The following is a 24325-nucleotide window of genomic DNA, read 5'->3' as shown; positions in this document are numbered from 1 at the left end:
TTGCGCCGCCTTGCCGTACGCCATGTACTGTCTGCGGCAGCGCGCCTTGGCCCGGGTTCTCTACGCGGTTTTGTCAGCGGTTCTTGACCAGATGACGGGTAATACTCCACGCCAGCCGGGCCGCCGTCTTCGCGCCGTGGCTGTCGATATCGAATTGCGGGTTCAGCTCTACCAGGTCCGCCCCGGCCAGCTTGCCGCTGGCGGCAATGGCACTGACCAGCGCTTCCACCACCGGCAGTTCCACGCCCATGGCGGCAGGGGCGGATACGGCAGGCATCACGCTGGCGGGCAGCACATCCAGATCGATGGTGAGATAGACGATGTCCACTTGGTCGATGAAGTCCTGCACGGTACGCTGCGCATTGGCCAGGCCCGCCTGGCTGAGCGCGCTGTCCAGCAGCCACTGCACGCCCAGCTGCCCGGCGCGGGCAAACAGCGCCTGGGTATTGGATGGCTCGGCCACGCCCAGACACAGGTAATGGAAGGGACGGCCAGCACTGGCGCAGTCGGCGGCAATCTGCGCAAACGGCGTGCCGGAAGTGGCCTCGGCTGCCTCGCGGATATCAAAATGGGCATCGAAATTGATGATGCCGATTACCTTGTCCGGGTGGGCAGCAGCCAGGCCGCGCCAGGTGCCATAGGCGGTTTCATGGCCACCACCCAGCACCAGCGGGAAATGCCCGGCACGCGCCAGTTGTTCCACCGCAGCGGCCAGCCGCAGGTGGGCAGCCTCCAGATCGCCATCGGCACAGGCCACATCGCCCATATCGCATAATGGCCGGTCCTGATGCCAGGCCAGATTGGCCAGCGCCTTGCGGATGACGGCCGGTGCGGCAACGGCACCGACACGGCCCTGATTGCGCCGCACGCCTTCGTCACAGGCAAAGCCGACAATGCCGATACCAGCCGCCAGGCCGGGGGCAAACGGCGTGGCCAGCTGATGCCAGCGGCGGGCCAGTTCGCCTTCGCCAGCATCAATACGACCGCTCCACAACTTCATATCCGGGTTCATCTTGCGTTTTCCTTGAGCGGACGCTGACCGCGGAATACCCGCTCGGCCAGCGCATTGACGCCGAGTCCGTAGACGATTTCGGCAGGGTGATCGATATCCCACAGCAGCAGGTCAGCCACGCAGCCCACCGCCAGCCGGCCATGGCTGTGGCCTCGGCCCAGCGCCTGCGCGGCATGGCGGGTGCTACCGGCCATGGCCTCTTCCGGGGTCAGGCCAAACAGCACGCAAGCCTGGTTCATCGCCAGCCGGATGGAGGCAAACGGGCTGGTGCCGGGGTTAAGGTCGGTGGATACGGCCATCGGTACGCCGGCTGCACGCAGCAGTTCGACTGGTGGTTTCTGTGTTTCGCGCAGGAAATAAAATGCGCCGGGCAGCAGCACCGCCACGGTGCCGGCCAGGCGCATGGCGTCCACTCCGGCCTCATCCAGGTATTCGATATGGTCGGCGGACAGACCGCCGAATTCGGCCACCAGCGCTGCGCCATGCAGATTGGACAACTGCTCGACATGGCCCTTTACCCGCAGGCCGTATTGCTGCGCGGCTTCGAATACGCGGCGGGTTTGCGCCGGGGAAAAACCCACGCTTTCGCAGAACACATCCACCGCCTCGGCCAGTTGTTCCACTGCCACGGCCGGCAGAATGTCGCGGATGACATGCTCGATATAGCCATCCGCATTGCCGGCAAATTCCGGCGGCAAGGCATGGGCAGACAGCAAGGTGGGAGATACCTCTACCGGCTGGCTGGCCGCCAGCTGGCGGGCCACGCGCAGCTGTTTCAGCTCATCGGTCAGGTTCAGGCCATAGCCGGATTTCATTTCGATGGTGGTCACCCCTTCGGCCATCAGCGCCTGCAGGCGCGGCAGGCTGGCGGCCGCCAGCTGTGCCTCGTCCAGTTCGCGGGTGGCGCGCACGGTGGAGACAATGCCACCACCTTCGGCGGCAATCTGCTGGTAAGGCACACCTTGCAGCCGCTTTTCCCACTCGGCCGCGCGGTTGCCGCCATACACCAGATGGGTGTGGCAATCGATGAAGCCGGGGGTAATCCAGCGGCCGGCCACATCCACCACCTCACCATCAAAGCTGGCCGGGTTCAGTTGCTGCTGCGGCAGGATGGCGGCAATACGGCCCTGCTCCACCACCAGAGCGTGGCCATGCAGGGCGCCATAGGCGGCGGCATGCTGCGTATCCATGGTGGCCAGCCGGGCATTGAGCCACAGGCTGCGTGGGCTATCGTGAGTGGGGGTCATGTCTGCTCCTGATTTGTATATACAAATAAACCGTATACAAAACCATGTCAACCGATACGTGATGTGATCACCAGACAAATATTATGCAAATAATCAACAAATTCAATGTTTTAAGAAAATAAAAAAGGGAGCCGGCGGCTCCCTTTGTGCGTCATAAATCCAACAGTATTTGTATAGTCAATTATTTGGCAGGCTGCGACTCAGCTATCCACCCAGTTGACCCAACCGTAATGCCAGGTCAGCAGCACGATGATGCCGAACACGATGCGATACCAGGCAAACAGCATGAAGCTGTGGCTGGAGATGAAGCGCAGCAGCCAGCGCACGCAGAAAAAGGCCGAGACAAAGGAAAACAGCAGGCCCACCGCCCAGATGCCCAGATCATCCGCCGCCAGCAGCGCCCGGTCTTTATAGAGGGAATACAGCGAGGCGATGATCAGCGTGGGAATGGCCAGAAAAAAGGAAAACTCGGTGGCCGCCTTGCGCGACAGGCCGAACAGCATGCCGCCGATAATGGTGGCACCAGAGCGCGAAGTACCCGGCACCAACGCAAAAGCCTGGGCGCAGCCTACCTTGAGCGCGTCCAGCGGCGTCATTTCTTCTACCGTCTGCACGCGGATGCTGTGCTGGCGGCGCTCGGCCCACATGATGACCAGTGCACCGATGATGAACATGCTGGCCACCACCGGCGCATTGAACAGATGCGCCTTGATGGCCTTGCTAAACAGAAAGCCCAGCGCCGCTGCCGGGCAAAAAGCAATGGCCAGGTTGAGGAGGAAGCGCTGCGCAGCGCGGTCATGCCGGGCGCCAGCCAGTACGCTGGCAATGCGGGCACGGTATTCCCAGATCACCGCCAGGATGGCGCCGGACTGGATGACGATTTCAAACAGCTTGCCGCGCTCGTCGTTGAACTTGAGCAATTCGCCGGCCAGGATCAGGTGGCCGGTGGAGGAAATGGGCAGGAATTCGGTCAGCCCCTCGACGATGCCGAGGATGGCCGCCTTGAGTAGCAGCAGGGTATCCATGATGTTGTTGTCAGTGTTGGCGGTTGGGAAAATGCAGAGCGCAGGTGTGCGCTGACAGCATAGCCGAACTGAATGACAGAATCACGGCACCAGGCCGGGGCCATGTAGTGCAAAGCACCGGGCCAGGCCGGTGATACCGGCAGTTTATTTCTTGACCCGGCTTTGCGAGCGCAGTTTGTAGCGGCCACCGGGGTGGACCAGTCGGGCAAAGGTGACCAGATTCTTGTAGGACCAGGTACGCCGCAGCACCAGCAGGCAGGGCTCGCCGGCGCTGATGTCCAGCATGGCCAGCTCGCGCGCATCGGGCAGCACCGCCTCTACCGTGTGTTCGATATCGGTCAGCGGGCAGCTTTCCATCAGGTATTCATTGGGCGTGCGCCGGCTGAAGTCCTGCAGGATGTAGTCTGGCGCCCAGGCCGGGTTGACGTAACGGTCTTCGAGCTGGATGGGCAGGCCGTCTTCGCGGTGCACCAGAATCGAATGAAACACCGGCGTGCCCACCTTTACCCCCAGTTGCAGGGCGATTTCCTCGCCAGCGGAGATGGTTTCCAGCTGGTGCACGTCGGCGCTGTGGGTATGGCCGCGCGCCTCGACTTCCGCCGCGATATTGTTGATGTCCAGCAGCGGCGATTCGGCCTTGCGCTCGGCCACATAAGTGCCATCACCGGCAAAGCGCAGCAGGATGCCGGCTTCGGCCAGATCGCGTACCGCCTTGTTCACCGTCATGCGCGACACGGAAAACTGCCTGGCCAGCTCCAGCTCCGGCGGTATCTTGTTACCCGGCAGGAATTCCTTCTTGCGAATGCCTTCCAGAATGTATTCCTTGATGCGCAGATAGCGCGGTTGAGCTGTGGCAGACACCTTGTATTCCATGAAGTCGGGGGATGATGAATTCTAGACTGCGGTGGCAGGGCAAAGACTGATCCAGCGCAGACCACCGTGCGCTAGCATGCCCTGTTCCCACCGCCCTGACCAGAGCATTGCCCCGGGTCAGCTACCCTCAGCCACAGATCAACGCCCGCCATTGCGCTATGATCATCCCATTTTCCTGCCAACGAGAAGCCACATGGCCATGAACTTGCCTTCCGGCGCCCGGCTGATAGCCCTGGGCAACGATGTCACCCTGCTGCAGCTGGACAGCGGTAGCTGCAGCGCCACCCTGTCCTTGCTGGGTGGCCAGTTGCTGGCATTCCAGCCTTATGGTCAGCAACCCTGGCTGTATATGTCGCCACAAGCAGTACTGCAAGCTGGCAAGGCCATCCGTGGCGGCGTGCCGGTATGCTGGCCGTGGTTTGGCCCGCACCCCGCTGATAGCAGCGCCCCGGCCCACGGCGTGGCCCGCCAGCAGCCATGGACATTGCTGGCGGTGCTGCGCGAAGGCGATGCGTTTCACGTGAAACTGCAGGGGCCAGACTGGCAGGGCCTGAGTGTCGTCCTGGAATACACCCTGTCCGACCATGTCGACATCAGCCTGCACACCCGCAACGACAGCGCCCAGGAGCAAGGCTATAGCGCGGCGCTACACAGCTATCTGGCGGTCAGCGACAGCCGGCGTATCCGCCTGCACGGGCTGGAAGAGGAAGTGTGCGAAGACAAGGTCGGCCGCCGTTACAGCCGGCTGCCGCCACAGCCGCTGACATTGCAGGGCGAGTTCGATGCCATTGTCTACAGCGAAGCCGACGTGCTGCTGGAAGACCCGCAATGGCAACGCCGCTTGCGCATCAGCCGCAGCGGATCGGCCAGCGTGGTGGTGTGGAACCCGTGGCAGGACAAGGCGGCACGCCTTGCCGACTTGCCGGATGACGGCTGGCAGGATTTTGTCTGCATCGAAGCGGCCAATGCCGGCGAGGACAGCCGCCTGCTGGCCGCCGGGGCCAGCCACAGCCTGTGCTGCCGGCTGAGCCTGGCGTGAGCAGCCCGCCCATCCTCCACGTCCCTTGCCTGTCCGCCACCCTGGCGGACAGGGTATACTGCACGCCATCCCGCCAGCACGGCGTCGAAGTGGACAGCTTGTAAATGGCCAGACAGAACACGATTTCCAGTTATCTCCCGGTGACCTTTCCCAATGGCAACCGGGTACGCCGCTTTGGCAAACATTGCCCGCACTGCCATGCCATGGTGGGTTGCGAACATATGTCCGGCCTGGCCAGCCTGCAGCAGGACAAGCTGTTTCTGGCGGCCCAGGGCACCTGCCCGGCCTGCCGGCATCGTTTTCCCATTGCCTGCGTCATCACCGATGACAAGCGGGTGCACCGCGTACTGCTGCCCTTGTGGGTCTATCGCATGTGGCTGCAAATGGCCACCCGCAACACGCCACAACCGGTCGCCCAGGCCAACTGGGAAGTACAGGAAGAAAACACCGCACCGGCCCAGCATGGCATTCTGCTGACGGATGACGAGGTGGTGGCCCGTTCGCCGGAGATCCTCGGCCGCTTTCAGGATCAGCCCATCAGTGCCTGGATCGAATACCAGGATCGGCGCTTTGTGTTTGAACGCGCAGCACCGCCGGGGCAGTTTGTTCTGGGTGAGCAGGAAGTGCTGCTGGCAGGCAAGCTGATTTACCGTCAGCAGGACATCGCCACCACGGCTTGAGATGGCCGGTATGTAGATACCTGACACCAGCCCGGCCTAGCCGGGCTTTTTGTTGCTTCACCAATCAGTAACCAGAAGCAGTGACTGCCACGACGCCGCCCCACTCCCCGTGGCGCGCGCCGTCTGGGGTGGGTTGGGCAAGGTTTTAAGCCGCCGCCCTGTCTGAGCCATTCGACGCTAGCGAATGGCGAGTTCGGCGGCGTCTTGCCCGGCCCACAGCAGACGGGGGTTTCGCGCAACCCGGGGTCGCCTAGGGGTGCAGGGGAGCTGGCGAGGCAGCTCCCCTGCCTGCTCGGTGGGCAGCCCCGCCATGAAAACAGTACCGCGTAGCGGTTCTCATAGCGGCTGACCAAGTCATTTGGTTCGAAGTAGCCTCGCTTTCCTTCAAGAAAGCGAGAAGGGTTTTTGCGTAGCGGTTCGACACTTTGCTCCGCCAACTGCTCAAGACATACCGATCCACCCTTTAGATACAGTAATCCCCCCACACCGCCTGTACCGCCGCCACAGCCGCCAATCCAGCTGTTTCGGTACGCAGAATGCGCGGCCCGAGCTTTAGCGGCGTCCAGCCCGCGTCCAGCGCGGCAGCCTCCTCGCGCGCGGAATAACCCCCTTCCGGCCCAGCCATCAGCCAGGCCCGCTTGGGTGCGCTGGCAATATCCGCCAGCTTCTGCGTCCCCAGCGGCGACAGGATCAGCCGGGCATCGGCATCCTGCTGCTGCTGCAGCCATTCATTCAGGCTGAGAATGGGCAACACCTGCGGCAGGGTATTGCGACCGCACTGCTCGCAGGCCGACTGCACGATTTCCTGCCAGCGCTGTACCCGCTTGTCGGCACGGTCGCCGGACAGCTTCACCACCGAGCGTTCGGCGGCGATGGGCTGAAAAAGCGACACGCCCATCTCCACCCCTTTTTGCAGGGTGAATTCCATGCGGTCACCGCTGGAAATGGCCTGCGCCAGCCCCAGCCATACCGGTGACTCGCGGCTGATGTCGTCAAACTGGCTGATCTGGCATTCGGCCGCGCGTTTTTGCACGGCTAACAGGCTGGCCTGATATTCGCCGCCCTGGCCGTTGAACAGGGTCAGGCTGTCGCCTTCCTTCAGGCGCAGCACCTGGATATGGCGCACGACAGCATCAGGCAGCGACAGGGTTTGCCCCGCCGCCAGCGGTGTTTCGATAAAAAACCTTGGCATGGCGTATTGAAAGTCCGTGGTGATAACGGTATTTTGCTTTGTTTGCTGCAGTTGCAACAACCCATCTTTAGCAAGTGGCAAAAATGATGGCACCCATGGGTCCTCATGATTGCTCCGGCGCTGTCACTTGCTTCAGCAGCGTCTTGCCCCTTCTGCCAAACAGCTTGGACAGGACGACAATCATGCCGCTGGCGCTCATGCCGGCGGCCATGCAGTTTACCTTACTGACTGATGCCGGCCAGATAGCCGCTGTTGTCGTTTCTGCCAGAGGCCGGCGAGCCGGTGCGGCAGGATACCCAGGAGAACACCATGCAGGTGCTTGAACAGGTGATGCAAGTTGTCCGTGACGTGGCCCGCCAGGAGGTGATGCCGCGCTTTTTGCGTGTGGGTAAAACACGCAAGGATGACGGCTCGCTGTTCACCGAGGCCGACATGGCCTGCCAGCAGGCGCTGGGGGAAAAACTGCCGGCCGTGCTGCCCCACCCGGTGCTGGGCGAGGAAATGACCCGTGAAGAGCAGGATGCGCTATGGCAGGGCAATCCGGATGGCCTGTGGGTGGTGGACCCCATCGATGGCACCACCAATTTCGTCAACGGCCTGCCCTACTTTGCCATTTCGGTGGCGCTGATGGTGCGTGGGGTCAGCGAGCTGGGGGTGATCTACAACCCGGTATCCGATGAAATGTTCTACGCCCGCCGTGGCCAGGGTGCCTGGCTGAACCAGCAGCGCCTGCCGCTGAAAACCACCCGCAACAGCATGGGCGATGCCATTGCCGCCGTTGAGGTGAAATACTTGCGTTCCGGCAAGCTGGCAGCACGCATGAGCAGCGTGGCACCGTTTGGCAGCCAGCGCAGCATGGGCTCCAGCACGCTGGACTGGTGCTTTCTGGCGGCAGGCCGTTACGACCTCTACCTGCACGGCGGCCAGCGCTTGTGGGACTATGCTGCCGGCGCAGTCATCCTGGAAGAAGCCGGCGGCCGACTGGCCAGCCTGAACACCGATGACTACTGGAGCGATACGGTGTGGAAGCGTTCGGTGATTGCCGCCATCGACCCGGAGCTATACGGCCACTGGCACCGCTGGGTGCGCGCCAACCAGTAGACTCAGGCATGCCTGCAAAGAAAACGGCCCCATTGGGGCCGTTTTGTATTACAGAGCCGACTACGCGGGGATCAATAGTTTTCCGGGCAGAAATGCCGTTCCACCAGCTCGATCAGGATATGCAATACCTTGATGTGCAGCTCTTGCACACGGTCGGCGTACTGGCCTCCCGGGGTGTTGACGTAGACATCGGCCAGCGGCTCCAGCCGGGTGGCAGCACGGCCGGTGAGGATGATCACCTTCATGCCCAGCTCACGCGCCACCGTCGCCGCATTGACGATGGTCTGGCTGTTGCCGCTGGTGCTGATGCCGATCAGCACGTCGCCAGCACGGCCATGGCTTTCCAGATAGCGCGAAAACACATGCTCGTAGCCAAAGTCGTTGGCCACGCAGCTCATGTGGCTGGGGTCGGAAATGGCGATGGCCGCCATGCCGCGCCGGTTGTTGCGGTAGCGGCCGGTCAGTTCTTCGGCAAAATGCATGGCGTCGCACATGGAGCCACCATTGCCGCAGGAGAAGATACGACCACCGGCAGCGAGGCTGCTTATCAGTTGCTGCGCAGCCGCTTCGATGCTGGCAAGGGCCTGGGGATTGGCCAGCAGATTATTGAGGGCAGTTTGCGCTTCAGTCAGGCTGGACTGGATGTGGGAAATCATCAGTGATCCGTCTTGCGTGCGGGCAACGGCACCTTGCCATTGCCACCAGTAAACAGGGCTGGCATAGCGGCCAGCCCCCTCATCATACCCTGCCCCCTCTGTTGCTGGAATTGGCGGGCAGGTAAATTTCAGCGCAACACGATCAGCGCCGTGCCGGCACAGCTGAGCAGGGCACCCAGCCAGGCAATCAGCGGTGGTGGCTGTTTCTGCACCAGCCACAGCATGGGTAGGATCAGCACAGGACTGAGCGCGGAAAGCATGCCCACCGTGGCGACATTGGCATGCTGCAAGGCCAGCATGATCAGCGTCATGCCCAGCCCCAGTGCCACCAGGCCGTTGAGCGCCGTCTGCCCCAGCATGCGCGGCGTATAAGCGCCACGGCTCCTGGCCAGAGACAGGCCACCCAGCAACAAGAGATAGTGTGCGGCACAGGCAATACCCATGCGCAGGGCCGATGCAGTGACCGGCTCCAGCCCGGCAGCGATGGCGGGTTTGGCAAAGAAGGTCCCCATGGCCTGGCACATGGCCGCCAGCATGCCCAGCATGATCCCGGCTTGCAGATGGGCCGGATGCTCCCAGGCATGAGCGTCTGCACTGCGCCGGCCAAAGGCCACGGCCAGCAGCACGCCACCAAATACCATGCTGCTGCCGACAAAGGCAGACAGGCTGAGCTTTTCCTGCAGGAATAACATGCCCAGCACCACGGAAAATACCGAATGCGTGGCAAACAGCAAACCGGCACGGCGCGGCCCCAGCCGGTTCATCGCGGAAAAATAAATGGTGTCACCCAGAAAAATGCCGGTCAGGCCGGACAGCAAGGCCGGCCACAGATTACTGGCATTGATGCTGTGCCAGCCACCGGAAAACAGGCTGATACCGCCCAATAACACGGTGAGCAGGCTCAAACGCAAGCGGGTAAAGGCAAAGGGGCCGAAATGGCGTGAGGGGCCGGCACCGAGAATACCGCCCCAGGCCCAGCAGGCTGCCGCGCCAACGGCGGCCAGGTCGTACCACATATTATCCAGTCTGCCCGTCCACAGATGCCGGGCCGATGATCATGACAAAGCCTGCCAGCTTACCTGTCCGGCGGCCATTCCGGCCAGCACGGCAGATGGTCCACCTCCAGCCAGGGACGGGTGTGGCTGGTCCAGATATGCGCACTGGCCTGCTGCGCGGGAGCATCATCCAGCGTGGCCACACGCAAGATGACATAGGGGCTGCCCTCGCGCTCGGCCAGCAGATGGCTGCCACATTGCCGGCAAAAATGGCGCAGCTTGCCGGGCGATGAGGCAAAGCTGCCCAGCAGCGCCTGCCCGCGCAGCCAGCGGAAATGCGGACGCAAGACCCCGGCTGTCGGCACATGGCTGGCCGCATGGGCTTTCTGGCAGGTCAGACAATGGCAATGGGTGATCGGCAGATCCAGCTGCTCTACTTCATAAGCAATGGCACCGCACAGGCAGCTGCCTAGCATGGCGCATCCTCCAAGAGGGTGATTTCCACCCGCTCCTTGCCCTTGCCGATATTCTTGCGCTTGAGTGCTATACGCCCCACCTCGCCGGTACGGCGCAGGTGGGTGCCGCCACAGGGTACGCGGCAATAGCCGGGTACTTCCCAGTAGCGGCGCTGCGCAGCCTCATCGGCAAAAGCACTGATGATGGCGCTGTCGGCATCGATCAGGCCCTGCACCTTGGCGGTGATGGCCGGCAGGTGCGGGGTAATGGCTTCGGGCAGGGCAAAATCGATGCGCGCCTTGTCGGGCGCGATATGCGCACCGATTTTTTCCACCCCGGCAAAGTCGCGGTAAATGGTTTCCAGGGTCAGCTCTGCGGCAAAGTGCAGCCGCATCAGCCGGTAGCGCCGTGGCCAGTCTATCTCTATCTGCACCGCAGCACCGGCCTGCAAGCCATGCTCGGCCGGCAGGGTATAGACGATGTCCAGCCCCTGTGTTTCCGCCTGCAACACCGGCCAGCCGCCTATCGTCCCGGCATCGCTCTCCTGACCGCCGGAAAAGGCATAGAAAATGGTGTGCTGCAGCCATAGCTGCGCGCCATCCACCTGCGTCACCGTGGTGCTCAGCGTGGTCTGGTAGGGGTCGATCCAGAACAGTTTGCCTGTCACAGCAGGCGCGCCAGATAGTCGACCAGGCTCAGCGGATAGCTGAAGGGCTGGCCCAGCAGCTGCTGGTACATATTGCGGTATTCCACATGCTTGGGCTGCAATACCAGTGCCTGGGTCAGTGACTGCACCGCTGCACGGCTGTCTCCCAGCTGCAATTGCGACATGGCCAGGATGAACCAGGCTTCGTGAATGCGGAAATTGAGCGACAGCGCCTGTCGTGCCAGCAAGACGGCCTCGGCGTAGCGTTCGCTCTGGAATGCCGCACCCAGCTGGCCGATGCTCTCTTCCAGCGGCGGCAGGGTGTGCTGCTTGCTCAACACCAGGGTATGGCCGTTGCCGACCTTGCTGTCGCTTTCCTCCTGCGCCTCCAGCAGCCAGCTCACCCCCAGACCCTGCTGGTTAAACCAGTTGAGCGCCGCAAACAGGCCTTGCAGGGTGAACACGTGATAATGCGTGCGCCATGGCAGGCCGGGTGACAGGCTTTGCGGCGTCATCTTGTGCTGAAAGGCCTCGATATGGGCATCCAGTCCGGTGATGGGGCGCACGCTGTCTTCCACCAGTGCGTCGCGCTTGGGCACGATCATGAAACTGATGCCCCCCTCACGCAGCACCCGCCCCCACTCCAGCCAGGCGCTGAAAATGTCCGGCACATGCTCCAGCACATGCGAACTGGCGATATAGTCCAGCTCGCCAGCGGCAAAGGGCAGTACAGTGGCATCGGCCACCACATCGACCTGATCCACCCCGCGGCCATGCCGCTGCTGTTCCTGTACGTAAACGCGATAATCAGCCAGATCGCGTTCATCCACATAGTTCACCCCGTCACAGGGGGCCACGCTGATGCAATCAGCCGGGGCCAGTGGATTGTGCGCACCCCGCCCCAGCTCAACGCCCTTGCCTTGCAACCATTGTCTGGCCAGCTCCATAAGCTCTTATCCTTGTATGCAGGCTGGCGTGTCCGCCCTACCTGCCAGTCTCTGATATACCTGTTGATCCAGCCGCTCCATCATGCGCTCGGGCCGCGACAAGGCGGTGAAGCCGTATTGCGCATACAGGCCATGCGCATCGGCGGTGGCCAGCAGCATGCGCCGCAGCCCCTGCAAGCCAGGATGGGCCAGGATGTGCTCCAGCAATGCCTTGCTGATGCCACGCCCGCGCCAGTCCGGCAGCACAAACACATCGGCCAGATAGGCGAAAGTCGCCTGGTCGGTAATCATGCGGGCAAACCCCACCTGCTTGCCAGCGACATATACGCCAAAACACAGCGAGCCGGCCAGCGAGCGCTCAAACACATCACGCGGCAAGCCGGCAGCCCAATAAGACTCTCCGCTGAGATAGGCGTAAATCATGTCCCGCTCCAGCCGGGCGGGGTCGCAGTCGAATTCCAGTACAAGCGTGTCAGACATGACAGGGCCTCATGGTGGCAAGGGCAAACAGGATATCAGGTGAGAGTGGCCGGATAGTGCGCAGCCACCCATTGTTCAAACTGCTGGCACATGGCGGCATCACCCTGGCTGTTATCGGCAATCAGCTCAGCGCCATGCACCAGACGGATGCGGGCATCCAGACCGGCAACCGCCGGCTCGAGATAAGGGCGGCTGGCGGCTGCAGCCATTTGCTGCCGGGCCTCAGCCCAGGCCTGCTCCACGCTGCGATTGCACTCGTCGGCCAGATAGCGGGCATTGAACGGCTCGCCGGTCAGGCTCTGCAAGGTGGCGTCGTGGCTGATGCTGTTGCCCGGCCCCCAGTAATGCTGGGCAAGCGCCGGGCCGATGGCCGGGTTGTCGGTCAGATAGCCATACTGGCGCAGGAAATGGGCACGGGTCTGATACACCGCCATATTGGCCAGCAGATAGCCGTGATAGGACGCTGCCGACTCCTGGTTCAGCAAATGCGGAATGGCCAGCAGCGGGCGCGGGCTGCAGGCAATGCCCAGGATACGCTGTTCACTGTTGCGGGCCAGCTGCAATACCTGTTCGGCGGTCAGCTGTTCATCCGGCAACTGGTAGAGCGCCGCCTCGAAATAACCCACCAGCAGAATCATCCGCTCCATGAAAGCACGGTAAGGCTGGCTGGCCTCGATGCCGGCATGGATCAGCGCCTCCGGCATGGGCTCACCCTGACGGTTGCGTGCATAGCGTGCCAGCCAGTCGGCATCGCCCAGCAGGCTGTCGCAGAACATGGACTGGGTTTCGGCATAGGCCATGGAAGTTGGCGCGAACTCCTGCGAAAAGCAGGGGGAATTCTGGGTCACGTTGGCAAAATGTGCCGCATGGCCGCCCTCGTGGAACAGGGTATTGATGGCACGGTCGCCGCTGCCCACCTGGTCGGGCGTGGCATCGGAGGTAAAGTTGATGTGCGCCGGCACCCACTGGCCATGTTCATCGATATAGCTGGGTTGCGGACCATGGCAAAAGCCATTCTGGTATTTGCCCTTGCGCTCGATCAGGTCCAATTGCAGCAGCGCGCCGCGATACTGTATGCCCAGGCGGCGGAAGCTTTCCAGCCAGCGCCCCACCGCCTTGGCAAACGGCAGGTAAGGGTCCATCTGGCGCGTGACATCGCCACTCATGTGGTGGCGCAGATTCCAGGCTTCCAGCGCACTGGCGCCCTTGTTGCTGGCCAGTTGCTTGAGTGCATTTTCATTGACCTGGCGGGTACGCTGCTCGAAGTCGTCCAGAATGGCGAACAGCGCTTCTGGCGTCATCCGCTCGTTTTTCTGCACCTTGTAGTCGAAATAGTCGCGGTAACCCAGGGCACGGGCAAAAGCATTGCGCTGGCGCACGATATCCAGCAAGCCATTGTCCAGCACCCATTGCTCCAGCTGCAGCAAGGCTTCATGCGAGCTTTTGCGGCAGGCTTCGTCCGGATTGGTGGCCATATTGGTCAGCAGCGTGCTAAGCGTGGCGTCTTCCCACTGGCCGTGCTCGTTGCGGTGGCGCAGGCTATGCGACTGCTTGCGCGCAAACAGCGCCGCCTCCATCTCGATCAGCCCGGCCATCAGCTGGCGGGCCTCGTCATTGTCGATGATGTTGCTTTCAAACAATGCCAGCCAGCCTTGCAAGCCATGCAGCAAGCCGGCCTGCTCCGCATCCGGCGGCAAAGCCCGGGCTGCGGCCAGCATGGCGCGGGTCTGCTGCAGCCGCTCGGGGCTGGAGATGAAATCCTTGTAGGCAGTTTCGGCACGGCCAAAACCGGCATGATCATCGGACATGCCCATGTAAGTAGACCAGAACAAGGCCTCCTTGGCGCGGTGCACGGCCAGGTATTGCTGATTCAGCTGCTGGAAAAAATCGCGGGGATGTTGCATGTTTCTCCTTTTACTACGGCCTGTCACTGGCACTTCATGAGCGCCATCGCCGGCAAACTGGCAGTTTCTGCCCGAACCGTGGCGGGGTCAACGGCTATTGCGCCCCTGCTGCTGCCAGCAAAAAGCCCGGCATGGCCGGGCTTGCACGAACGGGATGGCGCCATGGCTTTCAGGCGGCGGCAGCACTGCGTTTTTGCTGGCGCATGGACAGCAAGCCGGCCGCCGAATACAGCAGCAAGGCCAGCCAGATCAGGCAGAAGCCCAGCAATTTGGCGCTGTCGAATGGCTCACCGAACAGCCACACCCCCAGCGCCAGCTGAATGGTGGGGCCGATGTACTGGATCAGGCCCACGGTGGCCAGCTTCAGCCGGCGTGCACCGGCGGCAAACAGCAGCAGCGGCACCGCCGTGACCACCCCGGCCCCCACCAGCAGCACATCGCTACTGATCGCCTCATTCAGGAAAGCGCCCTGCCCCTGCCACTGGAACCACAGCAGGGCCGCCAGCGCCAGCGGTGCCATCAGGAAGGTTTCCAGTGCCAGGCCCTCCAGTGAGGCCAGCGGTGCTTTCTTGCGCAACAAGCCATACAGGCCGAAGGTGGCCGCCAGCGACAGCGCAATCAGCGGCACGGTGCCGCTAGTCCAGGTAATCCAGGCGACACCGGCGGCTGCCAGCAGCACGGCACTGCGCTGGATGGGCGTGAGCTTTTCTGCCAGAAACAGCCGTCCCAGCAACACATTGAACAGCGGGTTGATGAAGTAGCCCAGGCTGGCTTCCACCACATGGCCGGCATTCACCGCCCAGATATAAATCAGCCAGTTGAGCGACAGCATCAGCGAGGACAGGCCGAAAATGGCCAGTTTTTGCGGCTGGCGCACTGCCTCGCCCAACCAGGCCCAGTTGTGGCGCACGGTGAGGATGCCAGCCACGAACAGGGCAGACCAGACAATGCGGTGGCAGAGAATCTGCAGTGCCGGAATATGGTGCAAAGGCTTCCAGTACAGCGGAAACAGGCCCCAGATGACAAAGGCGATAAAGGTAAACAGCACGCCGCGGGTGGCGTCCTGCCGGGACTGGGCGGAAGACATGACAGACTCGATGCAGAAGGGGTTTAACGTGGCAGCTTAACGGCTTGGCCGGCGTGATGAAACCACTGGCCCGATAACATGCTGTTCTGCCATGAAAACAATGGCTGCATACCCATGCTGCACTGGCACAATCGCCGCACTGTCCCGCACTGTGCGTCAAGACCTTTGACGTTGACGTAAACGTAAGTTAGAGTCCGCCACATAGTCGCCACCGGCTGCGCCAAGGCATGGAGAATGCCACCCGGCCAGCGCGATTACGGCCTACAACATAAAGAAAGGCGTGTGTTTTCCCCGCGAGAAAACCCGCCGCCGCCACAAGCGAGAACAAGCCGCAGGCCGCACCGGCCACCTTACCGGTCCGGCCCAGCACGGCAGGAGGAGAAACCATGTCTATCCGTCATGTTGATCTGGAAGAAAAATATACGGCCGCCACCGGCCAGGTGCTGATGACCGGCATCCAGGCGCTGGTACGCCTGCCCATGCTGCAACAGGAGCTGGACCTGGCAGCCGGGCTGAATACTGCCGGCTATGTCACCGGCTATCGTGGCTCGCCACTGGGCAATGTCGATCAGACCATGCAAAAGGCCGAGCCCTATCTCAAGGCGCACAATGTGGTGTTCCAGCCCGGCCTGAACGAAGACCTGGCCGCCACCGCAGTATGGGGCACGCAGCAGGTGAATATGTTCGAGGGCGCCAAATACGATGGCGTCTACGCCATGTGGTATGGCAAGGGCCCCGGTGTGGACCGTTCCGGCGACGTGATCAAGCACGGTAATGTAGCCGGCACCAGTGCCAAGGGCGGTGTGCTGCTGGTGGCCGGCGACGACCACGCGGCCAAATCCTCCACCTTTCCGCACCAGTCCGACCACATCCTCGCCGCCAGCATGATTCCGGTGCTGTCCCCTTCCGGCGTGCAGGAAGTGATCGACTTCGGCCTGCATGGCTGGGCGATGAGCCGCTACTCCGGCTGCTGGGTTTCCATCAAGGCCATCTCCGACACCATCGAAAGCTCGGCGGTGGTGGACATCTCGCCGCAACGCTTCAACTTTGTCATTCCGCAGGACTTCCCCATTCCCGAGGGCGGCCTGTCCATCCGCTGGCCGGACCCGCCGCTGGTGCAGGAAAAACGCGTGCTGCACCACCGCCTGTATGCTGCGCTGGCCTATGCCCGCGCCAACAAGCTCAATCACATCACCCTGGATTCGCCCAAACCGCGGCTGGGCATCATCACCTGTGGCAAGAGCTATCTGGACGTGATGCAGGCGCTGGACGATCTGGGCATCGACGAGGCGCTGGCCGCCGACATCGGCCTGCGCATCTTCAAGGTGGGCATGGTATGGCCGCTGGAACCGGAAGGCGTGCGCCAGTTCGCCGAGGGGCTGGATGAAATCCTGGTGGTGGAAGAAAAACGCCAGATCATCGAATACCAGCTCAAGGAACAACTCTATAACTGGCGCGACGACGTACGCCCGCGCGTGGTGGGCAAGTTTGCCGAAAAAGGCGAATGGGCACTGCCGCACGGCGACTGGCTGCTGCCGGCTGCCGGTGAACTGACCCCGGCCATGATTGCCCGCGCCATTGCCAGCCGGCTGGCGCTGATCTTCGACAGCCCGGTGATTCACGACCGGCTGAAGTTCTACGACGAAAAAGAAGCCCAGCTGGTGCAGCCGCGCGAGGCCATTGCCCGCGTACCGCACTACTGCTCCGGCTGTCCGCACAATACCAGCACCCGCGTGCCGGAAGGCAGCCGCGCCGTGGCCGGCATCGGCTGCCACTACATGGCGCACTGGATCGAAGGCGACAGCACCAAGACCTTTACCCAGATGGGTGGCGAGGGCATCACCTGGGTGGGTCAGGCGCCGTTCACCAACACCAAGCACATCTTCACCAATCTGGGCGACGGCACCTACTTCCACTCCGGCCTGCTGGCCATCCGCGCCGCGGTGGCCGCCAAGGTCAACATCACCTACAAGATTCTGTACAACGATGCGGTGGCCATGACCGGCGGCCAGCATGTGGACGGCTATCTGGATGTACCGATGATGACCCGCCAGCTGGCGGCCGAAGGCGTCAAACGCATCGTCATCACCAGTGACGACCCGGACAAATACCAGAGCGTGCAAGGCCTGGCACCCGGTGTGGACGTGTTCCACCGCCGCGAACTGGACCGTCTGCAAAAAGAGCTGCGTGAAACAGAAGGCACCACCGTGCTGATTCACGACCAGACCTGTGCCGCAGAAAAACGCCGCCGCCGCAAACGCGGTGAGTTTCCCGACCCGGCCAAGCGCGCCTTCATCAATGAAAAAGTGTGCGAAGGCTGTGGCGACTGCGGCAAGAAATCCGGCTGCCTGTCGGTGCTGCCGGTGGAAACACCGCTGGGGCGCAAGCGCAAGATCGACCAGTCCAGCTGCAACAAGGACTACTCCTGCGTGGAAGGTTTCTGCCCCAGCTTTGTCACCGTGGAAGGCGGCAAGCTGAAAAAGCAGAGCCCGGCCGCCGCCACGCTGGAAGCCATGCCCGCCCTGCCCGCGCCGCAGATTCCAGTTCTGCATGAACCCTTCAGCATCATGATTACCGGCGTTGGCGGCACCGGCGTCGTCACCATTGGCCAGGTTCTCGGCATGGCAGCCTATCTGGACCACAAGGGTGTCACCGTGCTGGACATGGCCGGCCTCGCGCAAAAGGGTGGCTCGGTGTGGTCGCACGTGCGCATAGCCGACAGCCAGCAGCAGCTGCACGCGGTACGCATCGCCGCCGGCGATGCCAACCTGGTGCTGGGTTGCGACCTGGTGGTGACCGCAGCCGAAGAAGCGCTGGCCAAGATGCGCGAAGGCTTCAGCCACGCCATCGTCAACAGCTACGAATCCCCCACCAGCGCCTTCCTGAAAAACCCGGACGTGCGCTTCCCCAGCCGTGCCATGAAGGACGCAGTAATCGAATCGGTCGGTGCCGGCCGCTTCTGGGAAGTCAACGCTACTCGTCTGGCCACCGCACTGATGGGCGATGCCATCGCCAGCAATATGTTCATGCTGGGTTATGCCTGGCAGCGGGGTTTGGTGCCGGTGAGCGAGGAAGCGCTGATGGAAGCCATCCGCCTGAACGGTGCCGCGGTCAAGTTCAACCAGCAGGCCTTTGTCTGGGGACGCCATGCCGCCCACGATCCGGCGCGGGTGGAAGCACTGGTGAATCCCTCCTCCGTGGTGCAGTTTGTTCCACGTGAAACCGTGGATGGCGTGCTGCATCACCGGGCCAAGGAGTTGGTGGCCTACCAGAATCAGGCACTGGCGGAACGTTACAAGGCGCTGGTGGACAAGGTCGCCCGTGCCGAACAGGCGGTGAACCCGGCCAGCAGCGCACTGGCGCTGGCGGTTGCCCGTGGCTACTTCCATGTACTGGCCTACAAGGACGAATACGAAGTGGCCCGCCTGTATACCGATGGCGACTTCCTGCGCGAGCTGGCCAGCCAGTTTGACGGTGACTACCAGCTACGCTTCCATATCGGTGCTGGCTGGATCACCGGCCATCAGCCGAAAAAAGTGGCCTTCGGCCCCTGGCTGCTCAAGGGGATGAAGTTGCTGGCCAAGCTGCGCTTCTTGCGTGGCACCGCGCTGGACCCGTTTGGCTGGCAGGCGGACCGCAAGCTGGAGCGCCAGCTGATTGCCGAATTCGAGCAACTGCTGGACACGCTACTGGCGGGCTTGAATGCCGACAATCTGGCCACGGCGGTAGCGCTGGTCAAACTATTCGATGGCGTGCGCGGCTTTGGCCATGTCAAGGAAGCTGCCTGGAAACAGGCTGGCGAACGGCAACAGAGCTTGCTGGAGCGCTTTCGCCAGGCAGCGGGCAAGCGCAAGGTAGCCTGATGGTTTTGTGAGTGTTGTAGCAGTAAAGAGAGGGTGGTTCAGGCGCGGATGTGTTCATCCGCGCCCTTTTTTTGATCAAAAAATCCCGCTTTCGGGGAAAACACGCACCGTTTCAAGGCGTAGCCTGTCACGACAACATCAGGCTGAGGCGACGCGCCTCGTCCAGTGCCTGGTCAACACCGTTGTACTCGTCCTGCCACACCCAGATGCCGTGTACTGCATCCAGGGTTTCCACCAGCCACAGCCGGCCACTACTGCCAAGCGCCACCTGGCGGGCACGCACCGGGCGCCGATAGTTGAACATCACGATTTCACTGGTTTTTTGCACAGCCGGGGTATGCTTGCGCGGGCTTGAAAAGAAGGGCATGGCGTAACCTCCTGTTGGGCGATATGCCAGGCAATACAGAGCAAGCGGCGTGCCAGCTGACTCCATTCGATCAAAACCGGTGCGGTATTTTGACGCCGGCCGCCGCCGGGCTTAGCATGGCCGCATTCCCCAACCGGAAGCAACTGCATGGAAAACCGCAAACTCGCCGTCCTGATCGATGCCGACAACGCCCAGGCCAGCCTCACTGCCGAGCTGCTGGCCGAGGTAGCCAAATATGGCACGGCCATCGTCAAGCGCGCCTATGGCGACTGGACCACCACCCAGCTCAAGAGCTGGAAAGAGGTATTGCACAAGCACGCCATCCACCCCATCCAGCAGTTTGCCTATACCAGCGGCAAGAACTCCACCGACTCGGCGCTGATCATCGACGCCATGGACCTGCTGTACACCGGCAATTTCGATGGCTTCTGCCTGGTGTCATCCGACAGCGACTTCACCCGGCTGGCCACCCGTCTGCGCGAAGGCGGGCTGACCGTGATCGGCATCGGCGAAAAATCCAAGACGCCGCGCCCCTTCATTGCCGCCTGTGACAAGTTTGTGTTTACCGAAATCCTGCGCCCGGAAAAAGCGCAGGAACCCACCACCGTCAACGACAAGCCGAAGGCGCGCACCACGCGCCAGAGCAAGAGCAAACCGGCCGTGACAAGGGAAATCCACCCCTTGCAGGCCATGTTCACCTCGGCCATCGACGCGGTGGCACGGGAAAGCGGCTGGGCCGAACTGTCGGCGGTCGGTTCCTATATCGCCAAGAACGACCCCTCCTTCGACCCGCGCAATTACGGCCATTCGCGCCTGTCGCAAATGGTGAAGAAGCTGGACTTCCTCAGCGTGCAGGAGCAGCGCAACGGCTCCAAGCTGCACAGCGAAATCCGCATCAAGGATGGCGAGGCGGCCGAACCGGCCCCGGCAGCGGCGGCCACAGCCGTCGTGCACGCCCCACCGGAAAATCCGCCGCCAGCCGCAGCCCCACGCAAGAAACGCAGCCCGCGCAAGAAAACCGAACCCGCCGGCAAAGCCGGCTGAGCGGACGCTTCGATCCGCCCTGGCGCGTCCCACTGCGATGCGCCGGACTAGCTCATGACAGGAGAAAACATGCAGATACGTGATGCCAAGCTGGAAGACCTGGCTGTCATTCTGGATATCTACAACGAGGTGATCGCCACCTCCACCGCCATCTACAACGACGACCCGCTCAACCCGGGCGAATTTGCCATCTGGTTCCAGGACCGGCTGGCCGCCGGCTACCCGGTGCTGGTGGCTGAAGACCAGGGCGAAATTCTGGGCTTTTCCAGCTTCGGCGATTTCCGCCCGCGCCCCGGCTTCCGCTTTACCGTGGAGCACAGTGTGCACCTGGCACCCGCCGCACGTGGCAAGGGCATAGGCAGCGCGCTGGTCAGCGCGCTATTCCCGCGTGCCGAGGCACTGGGCAAGCACACCATGCTGGGCGCAGTGGATGCCGCCAACGAAGGCTCGATCCGCTTCCATGAAAAACTGGGCTTCATCAAGGTGGGCGTGCTGCCACAAGTGGGCTTCAAGTTTGGCCGCTGGCTGGACCTGGTCTACATGCAAAAATTCATCAGCGGCCAGAGCGACGGCCCGGTGTGATTCACCCAGGACATTGATGAAAAAGAAAAACGCCGCAGTTGCCTGCGGCGCCAGGCTGGTGGCAATGTGATTTGCTAAAACTCCACAGGACCCGGCAAAGCCGGGCCTCTTCATCAACATGTTGATCCGACAGCCTTCCCGTCTACTCCCTTTCCCCCCGCCCTTACCCTGTAAGGGGGCCTCGCCTTCTTGACTGAAGGCGAGAAAAAGAAAAACGCCGCAGTTGCCTGCGGCGTTTTCTGTTCTAGCTGCTGCGCTGTTGAAACAGCGTCCGTTCTTGAAGTTCTCTATTCTCTTCCTCTGTACGACTTAGCGCACGACTGCAACAATATCCTTACTGAACACCTTTTCGCAATACTTGCATTTCATTTTGATGTCTTTGGCCTGTGCCTTGACGAAGAAATGGCTCTTCACCGGCTCGGCATGCGAGATGCAATTGGAGTTGGGGCAGGCGAAAATACCTTCGATGCTTTCCGGCAGCTCCAGCTTGTGCTTCTTCACCACTTCGAAATTATCGATGACATTGACCGTGGCCTTGGGGGCAAACAGCGCCAGCTCGTTGGCCTGTTCTTCGGTCAGGGCAACGTTTTCCACCTTGATGATGTCCTTGGCCCCCATGTGGCGCGAGGACAGGTTCAGACCCACGGTAATGCGCTCGCCAGTTTCGGCCAGCTTGAACAGACGCAGAATGTTCACGCCCTGGCCTGCCGGGATGTGGTCGATGACGGTGCCTTGTTTCAGGGCTTCAACGGTACGGGTGTATTGCATGATGTTTCCTTCCCTGATTTATACGGTTTCGTTCAGTACCAGCGACAACAGCGCCTGACGGGCATACACACCGTTCTTGGCCTGCTCGAAATAGTAGGCATGCGGGGTGGCATCCACATCCACGGTGATTTCATCCACCCGTGGCAGCGGGTGCAGCACCTTCAGATTGGTACGGGCGGTCTTGAGCATGTCGGCGCGCAACACGAACTGGCCCTGGATTTTCTTGAACTCGGTTTCGTCAAAACGCTCACGCTGCACACGGGTCATGTACATGATGTCGATCAGCGGGATCACATCGTCCAGGCTGTCGACAATGGTGTACTCAATGCCCTTTTCGTCCAGCTCTTCGCAGATATAGTCCGGCATGGCCAGCTGCTCGGGGGCCACAAAGTAAAAGCGTGCGCCAAACAGCGACAGCGCCTGGGTCAGCGAATGCACGGTGCGGCCGTATTTCAGGTCGCCGACAAAAGCGATGGTGAGGTTTTCCAGCGTGCCCTGGGTTTCACGGATGGTGAACAGGTCGAGCAGGGTCTGGGTGGGATGCTGGTTGGAACCATCGCCGCCATTGATCACCGGTACGCTGGAGAACTCGCTGGCCAGCCGCGCCGCACCCTCCTTGGGGTGACGCATCACCACGGCGTCGGTGTAAGAGCTGATGATCTTGATCGAGTCAGCCAGGGTTTCACCCTTCTTGGCGCTGGTATTGCCACCATCGGCAAAGCCGATGATGTCGCCGCCCAGCCGCTGTACTGCGGTCTCGAACGACAGGCGGGTACGGGTGGACGGTTCAAAGAAACAGCTCCCCACCAGCTTGCCTTGCAACAGGTCATTGCGCGGCGTGCGTTTGAGCTTGCCCGCCGTTTCCACGACGAGCTCTAGCTCCTCGCGCGAAAAATCGGGGATGGAAATGATGTGTTTCCGATAGAGCGGGTTTGCCATGATGGGGGGTCCTTGCATTCTGCGAATTATTTTTGCCCATAAAAAAAAAGCCCCTGAGCAATCAGGAGCTTTTTTTCTGGAATTTCCGGGGTTCGGGAACAGTCCGGCCTGGCAGCAACGACACAACGCCACCGTGACAGGTGGTGCGGGCGCTAATGACAACAGCTGCAAATGGCGACAAGACGGCTCCTCCGAACAAACCCCGAGATTCTAATGCCAAACCAGCGGCTTGATAAGAGCAGTGTCGCATTTTGCAAATTCCATGACACCAATACGGCAAGGCCGCGACACACTCAGGCCGGCTGACGCTGCCATAGCAAACGCAATCCCAGCCCTATCATCATCAAGCCGCTGGCTCGCTGCCCCCATACTGCCAGCCGTGACACGGAGCTCGCGGCAAAAACCCGGCTTCCCAGCCACAGCAAGCCGGTCAGATAACTCAGATTCAGCAAGCAGAACACCACGCCCAATTGCAAAAAGCCCGGCAACACCGCCTGACCGGTCGACAGGAACTGCGGGAAGAAAGCCATGAAGAACACGATGGCCTTGGGATTGCCCACGGTCAGCAAGCAAGCCGAGTACAGTTGCCGCGGGCTGGCGGTGCTATCCGGCACAGGCGGCCGCGCCGCATGACGCCAGCACTGGCAACCCAGATAGATCAGGTAGCCGGCACCACCCCAGCGCAACACGGCAAACAGCAGCGGATTGGCCGCCAGCAAGGCCGCGACACCCAGGGCCGACAACAGGATCAGCAGCATGTCACCCAGCAGCAAGCCGGCCAGGGCCAGACCACCGGCATGCCAGCCTCCGCGCAGAAAGGCGCGCCATACGCACAGCGTGCCAGCTCCAGGCGTCATCACCAGCAATAGCGCAGCGGGTAAAAAGGCAGACCACAACATGGCAGCTCCTCGCAATGCCTGTGACATGGCAGTCATTCTGCAGCAGCCAGCCAGCAAAACGCCACCCCGCAGGGTGGCGTGATTTTGTACTGATCCGCCGGGTTTACAGCTTGAAATTGCTGACCAGGCTTTCCAGATTGGCCGACAGTTCGCGCAGCTGTGCCACCGAATCCGACACCTGCCGCACCACATGGCTATTGCTCTGCGCCATGGAACTGATGCGCTCCACGTTCTGGGCGATCTCCTGGCTGGCGGTGGACTGTTCGCGGGTGGAGGCGGCAATGTCGACAATGCTGGCCACCAGACCCTGGCTGCGACCCAGTACCGTGCTCATCGCCTCGTTGGCTTCATCGGCCACGGCCACGCTCAGCGTCACCTGCTCGCGGCTGTTTCTCACGTCATCCACCGCCTCGCGGGTTTCGCTGCCAATGGCATTGACGATGCGGGTAATCTGCACCGTCGCCTCGGCCGTACGCCCTGCCAGATTGCGCACTTCGTCGGCCACCACGGCAAAGCCGCGGCC

At 61.7% G+C, this 24325-nt stretch carries 24 protein-coding genes; 6 read left to right on the top strand and 18 right to left on the bottom strand.

What is annotated here, in order from left to right; translation table 11 throughout:
- Positions 1–73: 73 nt before the first annotated feature.
- The 4 genes from hutG to hutC all read right to left on the bottom strand — a co-directional run bounded on the left by hutG (position 74) and on the right by hutC (position 4145).
- Positions 74–1012, bottom strand: coding sequence for a formimidoylglutamase (gene hutG, locus EAY64_RS05315; RefSeq protein ID WP_103523747.1), 939 nt, complete (start codon positions 1010–1012; stop codon positions 74–76).
- Positions 1009–2259 carry an imidazolonepropionase gene (hutI, locus tag EAY64_RS05310; RefSeq protein ID WP_103523746.1) on the bottom strand — a complete coding sequence of 417 codons (1251 nt, stop codon included), beginning with the start codon at positions 2257–2259 and terminating at the stop codon, positions 1009–1011. Before hutI ends, hutG begins: the two co-directional genes overlap by 4 nt.
- Before the next feature lie 200 nt (positions 2260–2459).
- Positions 2460–3284, bottom strand: a complete 825-nt coding sequence (locus EAY64_RS05305) for an undecaprenyl-diphosphate phosphatase (protein WP_103523745.1) — start codon at positions 3282–3284, stop codon at positions 2460–2462.
- 144 nt (positions 3285–3428) lie between these two features.
- Positions 3429–4145, bottom strand: a complete 717-nt coding sequence (hutC, locus tag EAY64_RS05300; RefSeq protein ID WP_082693475.1) for a histidine utilization transcriptional repressor HutC — start codon at positions 4143–4145, stop codon at positions 3429–3431.
- Between the two features lie 205 nt (positions 4146–4350).
- Here hutC and EAY64_RS05295 point away from each other — a divergent pair, with 205 nt between their 5' ends.
- Positions 4351–5196: a D-hexose-6-phosphate mutarotase gene (locus tag EAY64_RS05295; protein ID WP_103523744.1), complete on the top strand. Its 846-nt coding sequence runs from the start codon at positions 4351–4353 to the stop codon at positions 5194–5196.
- A 104-nt stretch (positions 5197–5300) separates the two neighbouring features.
- Complete coding sequence (locus tag EAY64_RS05290; RefSeq protein ID WP_103523743.1) at positions 5301–5876, top strand: Rcat domain-containing protein; 576 nt, start codon at positions 5301–5303, stop codon at positions 5874–5876.
- Between the two features lie 463 nt (positions 5877–6339).
- Here the strand turns inward: EAY64_RS05290 and EAY64_RS05285 are convergent, their stop codons facing one another.
- Positions 6340–7068: a 16S rRNA (uracil(1498)-N(3))-methyltransferase gene (locus EAY64_RS05285; RefSeq protein ID WP_103523742.1), complete on the bottom strand. Its 729-nt coding sequence runs from the start codon at positions 7066–7068 to the stop codon at positions 6340–6342.
- A gap of 315 nt (positions 7069–7383) precedes the next feature.
- On the opposite strand from EAY64_RS05285, the gene EAY64_RS05280 reads away from it, so the two are divergent.
- Positions 7384–8169, top strand: coding sequence for an inositol monophosphatase family protein (locus EAY64_RS05280; RefSeq protein ID WP_199734389.1), 786 nt, complete (start codon positions 7384–7386; stop codon positions 8167–8169).
- 71 nt (positions 8170–8240) lie between these two features.
- On the opposite strand, the gene gmhA is transcribed toward EAY64_RS05280, so the two are convergent.
- The 8 genes from gmhA to rarD all read right to left on the bottom strand — a co-directional run bounded on the left by gmhA (position 8241) and on the right by rarD (position 15340).
- Entirely contained in the window at positions 8241–8825 is a 585-nt protein-coding gene (gmhA, locus tag EAY64_RS05275; RefSeq protein ID WP_103523740.1) for a D-sedoheptulose 7-phosphate isomerase, read from the bottom strand.
- A 128-nt stretch (positions 8826–8953) separates the two neighbouring features.
- On the bottom strand, positions 8954–9841 hold the full coding sequence (locus EAY64_RS05270) for a DMT family transporter (RefSeq protein WP_103523739.1): 888 nt from the start codon (positions 9839–9841) through the stop codon (positions 8954–8956).
- A 59-nt stretch (positions 9842–9900) separates the two neighbouring features.
- Positions 9901–10296 (bottom strand): GFA family protein, encoded by a 396-nt coding sequence (locus tag EAY64_RS05265; protein WP_103523738.1) that lies wholly within the window; start codon positions 10294–10296, stop codon positions 9901–9903.
- The gene (locus EAY64_RS05260) at positions 10290–10943 is read right to left on the bottom strand and encodes an alanyl-tRNA editing protein (RefSeq protein WP_103523737.1); all 654 of its coding nucleotides are present in this window, start codon (positions 10941–10943) and stop codon (positions 10290–10292) included. Before EAY64_RS05260 ends, EAY64_RS05265 begins: the two co-directional genes overlap by 7 nt.
- Complete coding sequence (locus EAY64_RS05255) at positions 10940–11869, bottom strand: methyltransferase domain-containing protein (protein ID WP_103523736.1); 930 nt, start codon at positions 11867–11869, stop codon at positions 10940–10942. Before EAY64_RS05255 ends, EAY64_RS05260 begins: the two co-directional genes overlap by 4 nt.
- A 6-nt stretch (positions 11870–11875) precedes the next feature.
- Positions 11876–12349, bottom strand: a complete 474-nt coding sequence (locus tag EAY64_RS05250; RefSeq protein WP_103523735.1) for a GNAT family N-acetyltransferase — start codon at positions 12347–12349, stop codon at positions 11876–11878.
- A gap of 35 nt (positions 12350–12384) precedes the next feature.
- Positions 12385–14253: a M3 family metallopeptidase gene (locus EAY64_RS05245; RefSeq protein ID WP_103523734.1), complete on the bottom strand. Its 1869-nt coding sequence runs from the start codon at positions 14251–14253 to the stop codon at positions 12385–12387.
- 169 nt (positions 14254–14422) lie between these two features.
- Positions 14423–15340 (bottom strand): EamA family transporter RarD, encoded by a 918-nt coding sequence (rarD, locus tag EAY64_RS05240; RefSeq protein WP_103523733.1) that lies wholly within the window; start codon positions 15338–15340, stop codon positions 14423–14425.
- A 386-nt stretch (positions 15341–15726) separates the two neighbouring features.
- On the opposite strand from rarD, the gene EAY64_RS05235 reads away from it, so the two are divergent.
- Positions 15727–19203 (top strand): indolepyruvate ferredoxin oxidoreductase family protein, encoded by a 3477-nt coding sequence (locus tag EAY64_RS05235; RefSeq protein ID WP_103523732.1) that lies wholly within the window; start codon positions 15727–15729, stop codon positions 19201–19203.
- Between the two features lie 127 nt (positions 19204–19330).
- Here EAY64_RS05235 and EAY64_RS05230 read toward each other — a convergent pair whose 3' ends face one another.
- Positions 19331–19570 (bottom strand): hypothetical protein, encoded by a 240-nt coding sequence (locus EAY64_RS05230; protein ID WP_103523731.1) that lies wholly within the window; start codon positions 19568–19570, stop codon positions 19331–19333.
- Positions 19571–19717: 147 nt separating this feature from the next.
- Here EAY64_RS05230 and EAY64_RS05225 point away from each other — a divergent pair, with 147 nt between their 5' ends.
- Both EAY64_RS05225 and EAY64_RS05220 read left to right on the top strand, forming a co-directional pair.
- On the top strand, positions 19718–20614 hold the full coding sequence (locus EAY64_RS05225) for an NYN domain-containing protein (protein WP_103523730.1): 897 nt from the start codon (positions 19718–19720) through the stop codon (positions 20612–20614).
- Between the two features lie 69 nt (positions 20615–20683).
- Positions 20684–21196: a GNAT family N-acetyltransferase gene (locus EAY64_RS05220; protein WP_103523729.1), complete on the top strand. Its 513-nt coding sequence runs from the start codon at positions 20684–20686 to the stop codon at positions 21194–21196.
- A 309-nt stretch (positions 21197–21505) separates the two neighbouring features.
- On the opposite strand, the gene pyrI is transcribed toward EAY64_RS05220, so the two are convergent.
- From pyrI to EAY64_RS05200, 4 genes are all read right to left on the bottom strand, one after another.
- Positions 21506–21964, bottom strand: coding sequence for an aspartate carbamoyltransferase regulatory subunit (gene pyrI / locus EAY64_RS05215; RefSeq protein WP_103523728.1), 459 nt, complete (start codon positions 21962–21964; stop codon positions 21506–21508).
- 18 nt (positions 21965–21982) lie between these two features.
- Positions 21983–22903, bottom strand: coding sequence for an aspartate carbamoyltransferase (gene pyrB, locus EAY64_RS05210; RefSeq protein WP_103523727.1), 921 nt, complete (start codon positions 22901–22903; stop codon positions 21983–21985).
- A 293-nt stretch (positions 22904–23196) separates the two neighbouring features.
- Positions 23197–23802 carry a LysE family translocator gene (locus EAY64_RS05205; protein ID WP_158604614.1) on the bottom strand — a complete coding sequence of 202 codons (606 nt, stop codon included), beginning with the start codon at positions 23800–23802 and terminating at the stop codon, positions 23197–23199.
- Positions 23803–23905: 103 nt separating this feature from the next.
- On the bottom strand, positions 23906–24325 hold a 420-nt coding region (locus EAY64_RS05200; protein WP_233566468.1), incomplete at its 5' end, for a methyl-accepting chemotaxis protein.

The organism is Aquitalea palustris, from assembly GCF_003693445.1.
Lineage (GTDB): Bacteria > Pseudomonadota > Gammaproteobacteria > Burkholderiales > Chromobacteriaceae > Aquitalea > Aquitalea palustris.
The sequence above is the reverse complement of the archived record's forward strand: the minus strand, read 5'-3'. Positions and strand labels throughout refer to the sequence as shown.

What these genes read in the sequence shown, in the direction of transcription:
- hutG (WP_103523747.1), bottom strand. Translation starts at nt 1,012, where the DNA reads ATGAACCCGGATATGAAGTTGTGGAGCGGTCGTATTGATGCTGGCGAA.
- EAY64_RS05220 (WP_103523729.1), top strand. Translation starts at nt 20,684, where the DNA reads ATGCAGATACGTGATGCCAAGCTGGAAGACCTGGCTGTCATTCTGGAT.
- rarD (WP_103523733.1), bottom strand. Translation starts at nt 15,340, where the DNA reads ATGTCTTCCGCCCAGTCCCGGCAGGACGCCACCCGCGGCGTGCTGTTT.
- EAY64_RS05270 (WP_103523739.1), bottom strand. Translation starts at nt 9,841, where the DNA reads ATGTGGTACGACCTGGCCGCCGTTGGCGCGGCAGCCTGCTGGGCCTGG.
- EAY64_RS05250 (WP_103523735.1), bottom strand. Translation starts at nt 12,349, where the DNA reads ATGTCTGACACGCTTGTACTGGAATTCGACTGCGACCCCGCCCGGCTG.
- EAY64_RS05230 (WP_103523731.1), bottom strand. Translation starts at nt 19,570, where the DNA reads ATGCCCTTCTTTTCAAGCCCGCGCAAGCATACCCCGGCTGTGCAAAAA.
- pyrI (WP_103523728.1), bottom strand. Translation starts at nt 21,964, where the DNA reads ATGCAATACACCCGTACCGTTGAAGCCCTGAAACAAGGCACCGTCATC.
- EAY64_RS05305 (WP_103523745.1), bottom strand. Translation starts at nt 3,284, where the DNA reads ATGGATACCCTGCTGCTACTCAAGGCGGCCATCCTCGGCATCGTCGAG.
- EAY64_RS05255 (WP_103523736.1), bottom strand. Translation starts at nt 11,869, where the DNA reads ATGGAGCTGGCCAGACAATGGTTGCAAGGCAAGGGCGTTGAGCTGGGG.
- EAY64_RS05290 (WP_103523743.1), top strand. Translation starts at nt 5,301, where the DNA reads ATGGCCAGACAGAACACGATTTCCAGTTATCTCCCGGTGACCTTTCCC.
- pyrB (WP_103523727.1), bottom strand. Translation starts at nt 22,903, where the DNA reads ATGGCAAACCCGCTCTATCGGAAACACATCATTTCCATCCCCGATTTT.
- hutI (WP_103523746.1), bottom strand. Translation starts at nt 2,259, where the DNA reads ATGACCCCCACTCACGATAGCCCACGCAGCCTGTGGCTCAATGCCCGG.
- EAY64_RS05245 (WP_103523734.1), bottom strand. Translation starts at nt 14,253, where the DNA reads ATGCAACATCCCCGCGATTTTTTCCAGCAGCTGAATCAGCAATACCTG.
- gmhA (WP_103523740.1), bottom strand. Translation starts at nt 8,825, where the DNA reads ATGATTTCCCACATCCAGTCCAGCCTGACTGAAGCGCAAACTGCCCTC.
- EAY64_RS05235 (WP_103523732.1), top strand. Translation starts at nt 15,727, where the DNA reads ATGTCTATCCGTCATGTTGATCTGGAAGAAAAATATACGGCCGCCACC.
- EAY64_RS05265 (WP_103523738.1), bottom strand. Translation starts at nt 10,296, where the DNA reads ATGCTAGGCAGCTGCCTGTGCGGTGCCATTGCTTATGAAGTAGAGCAG.
- EAY64_RS05205 (WP_158604614.1), bottom strand. Translation starts at nt 23,802, where the DNA reads ATGTTGTGGTCTGCCTTTTTACCCGCTGCGCTATTGCTGGTGATGACG.
- EAY64_RS05225 (WP_103523730.1), top strand. Translation starts at nt 19,718, where the DNA reads ATGGAAAACCGCAAACTCGCCGTCCTGATCGATGCCGACAACGCCCAG.
- EAY64_RS05295 (WP_103523744.1), top strand. Translation starts at nt 4,351, where the DNA reads ATGGCCATGAACTTGCCTTCCGGCGCCCGGCTGATAGCCCTGGGCAAC.
- EAY64_RS05285 (WP_103523742.1), bottom strand. Translation starts at nt 7,068, where the DNA reads ATGCCAAGGTTTTTTATCGAAACACCGCTGGCGGCGGGGCAAACCCTG.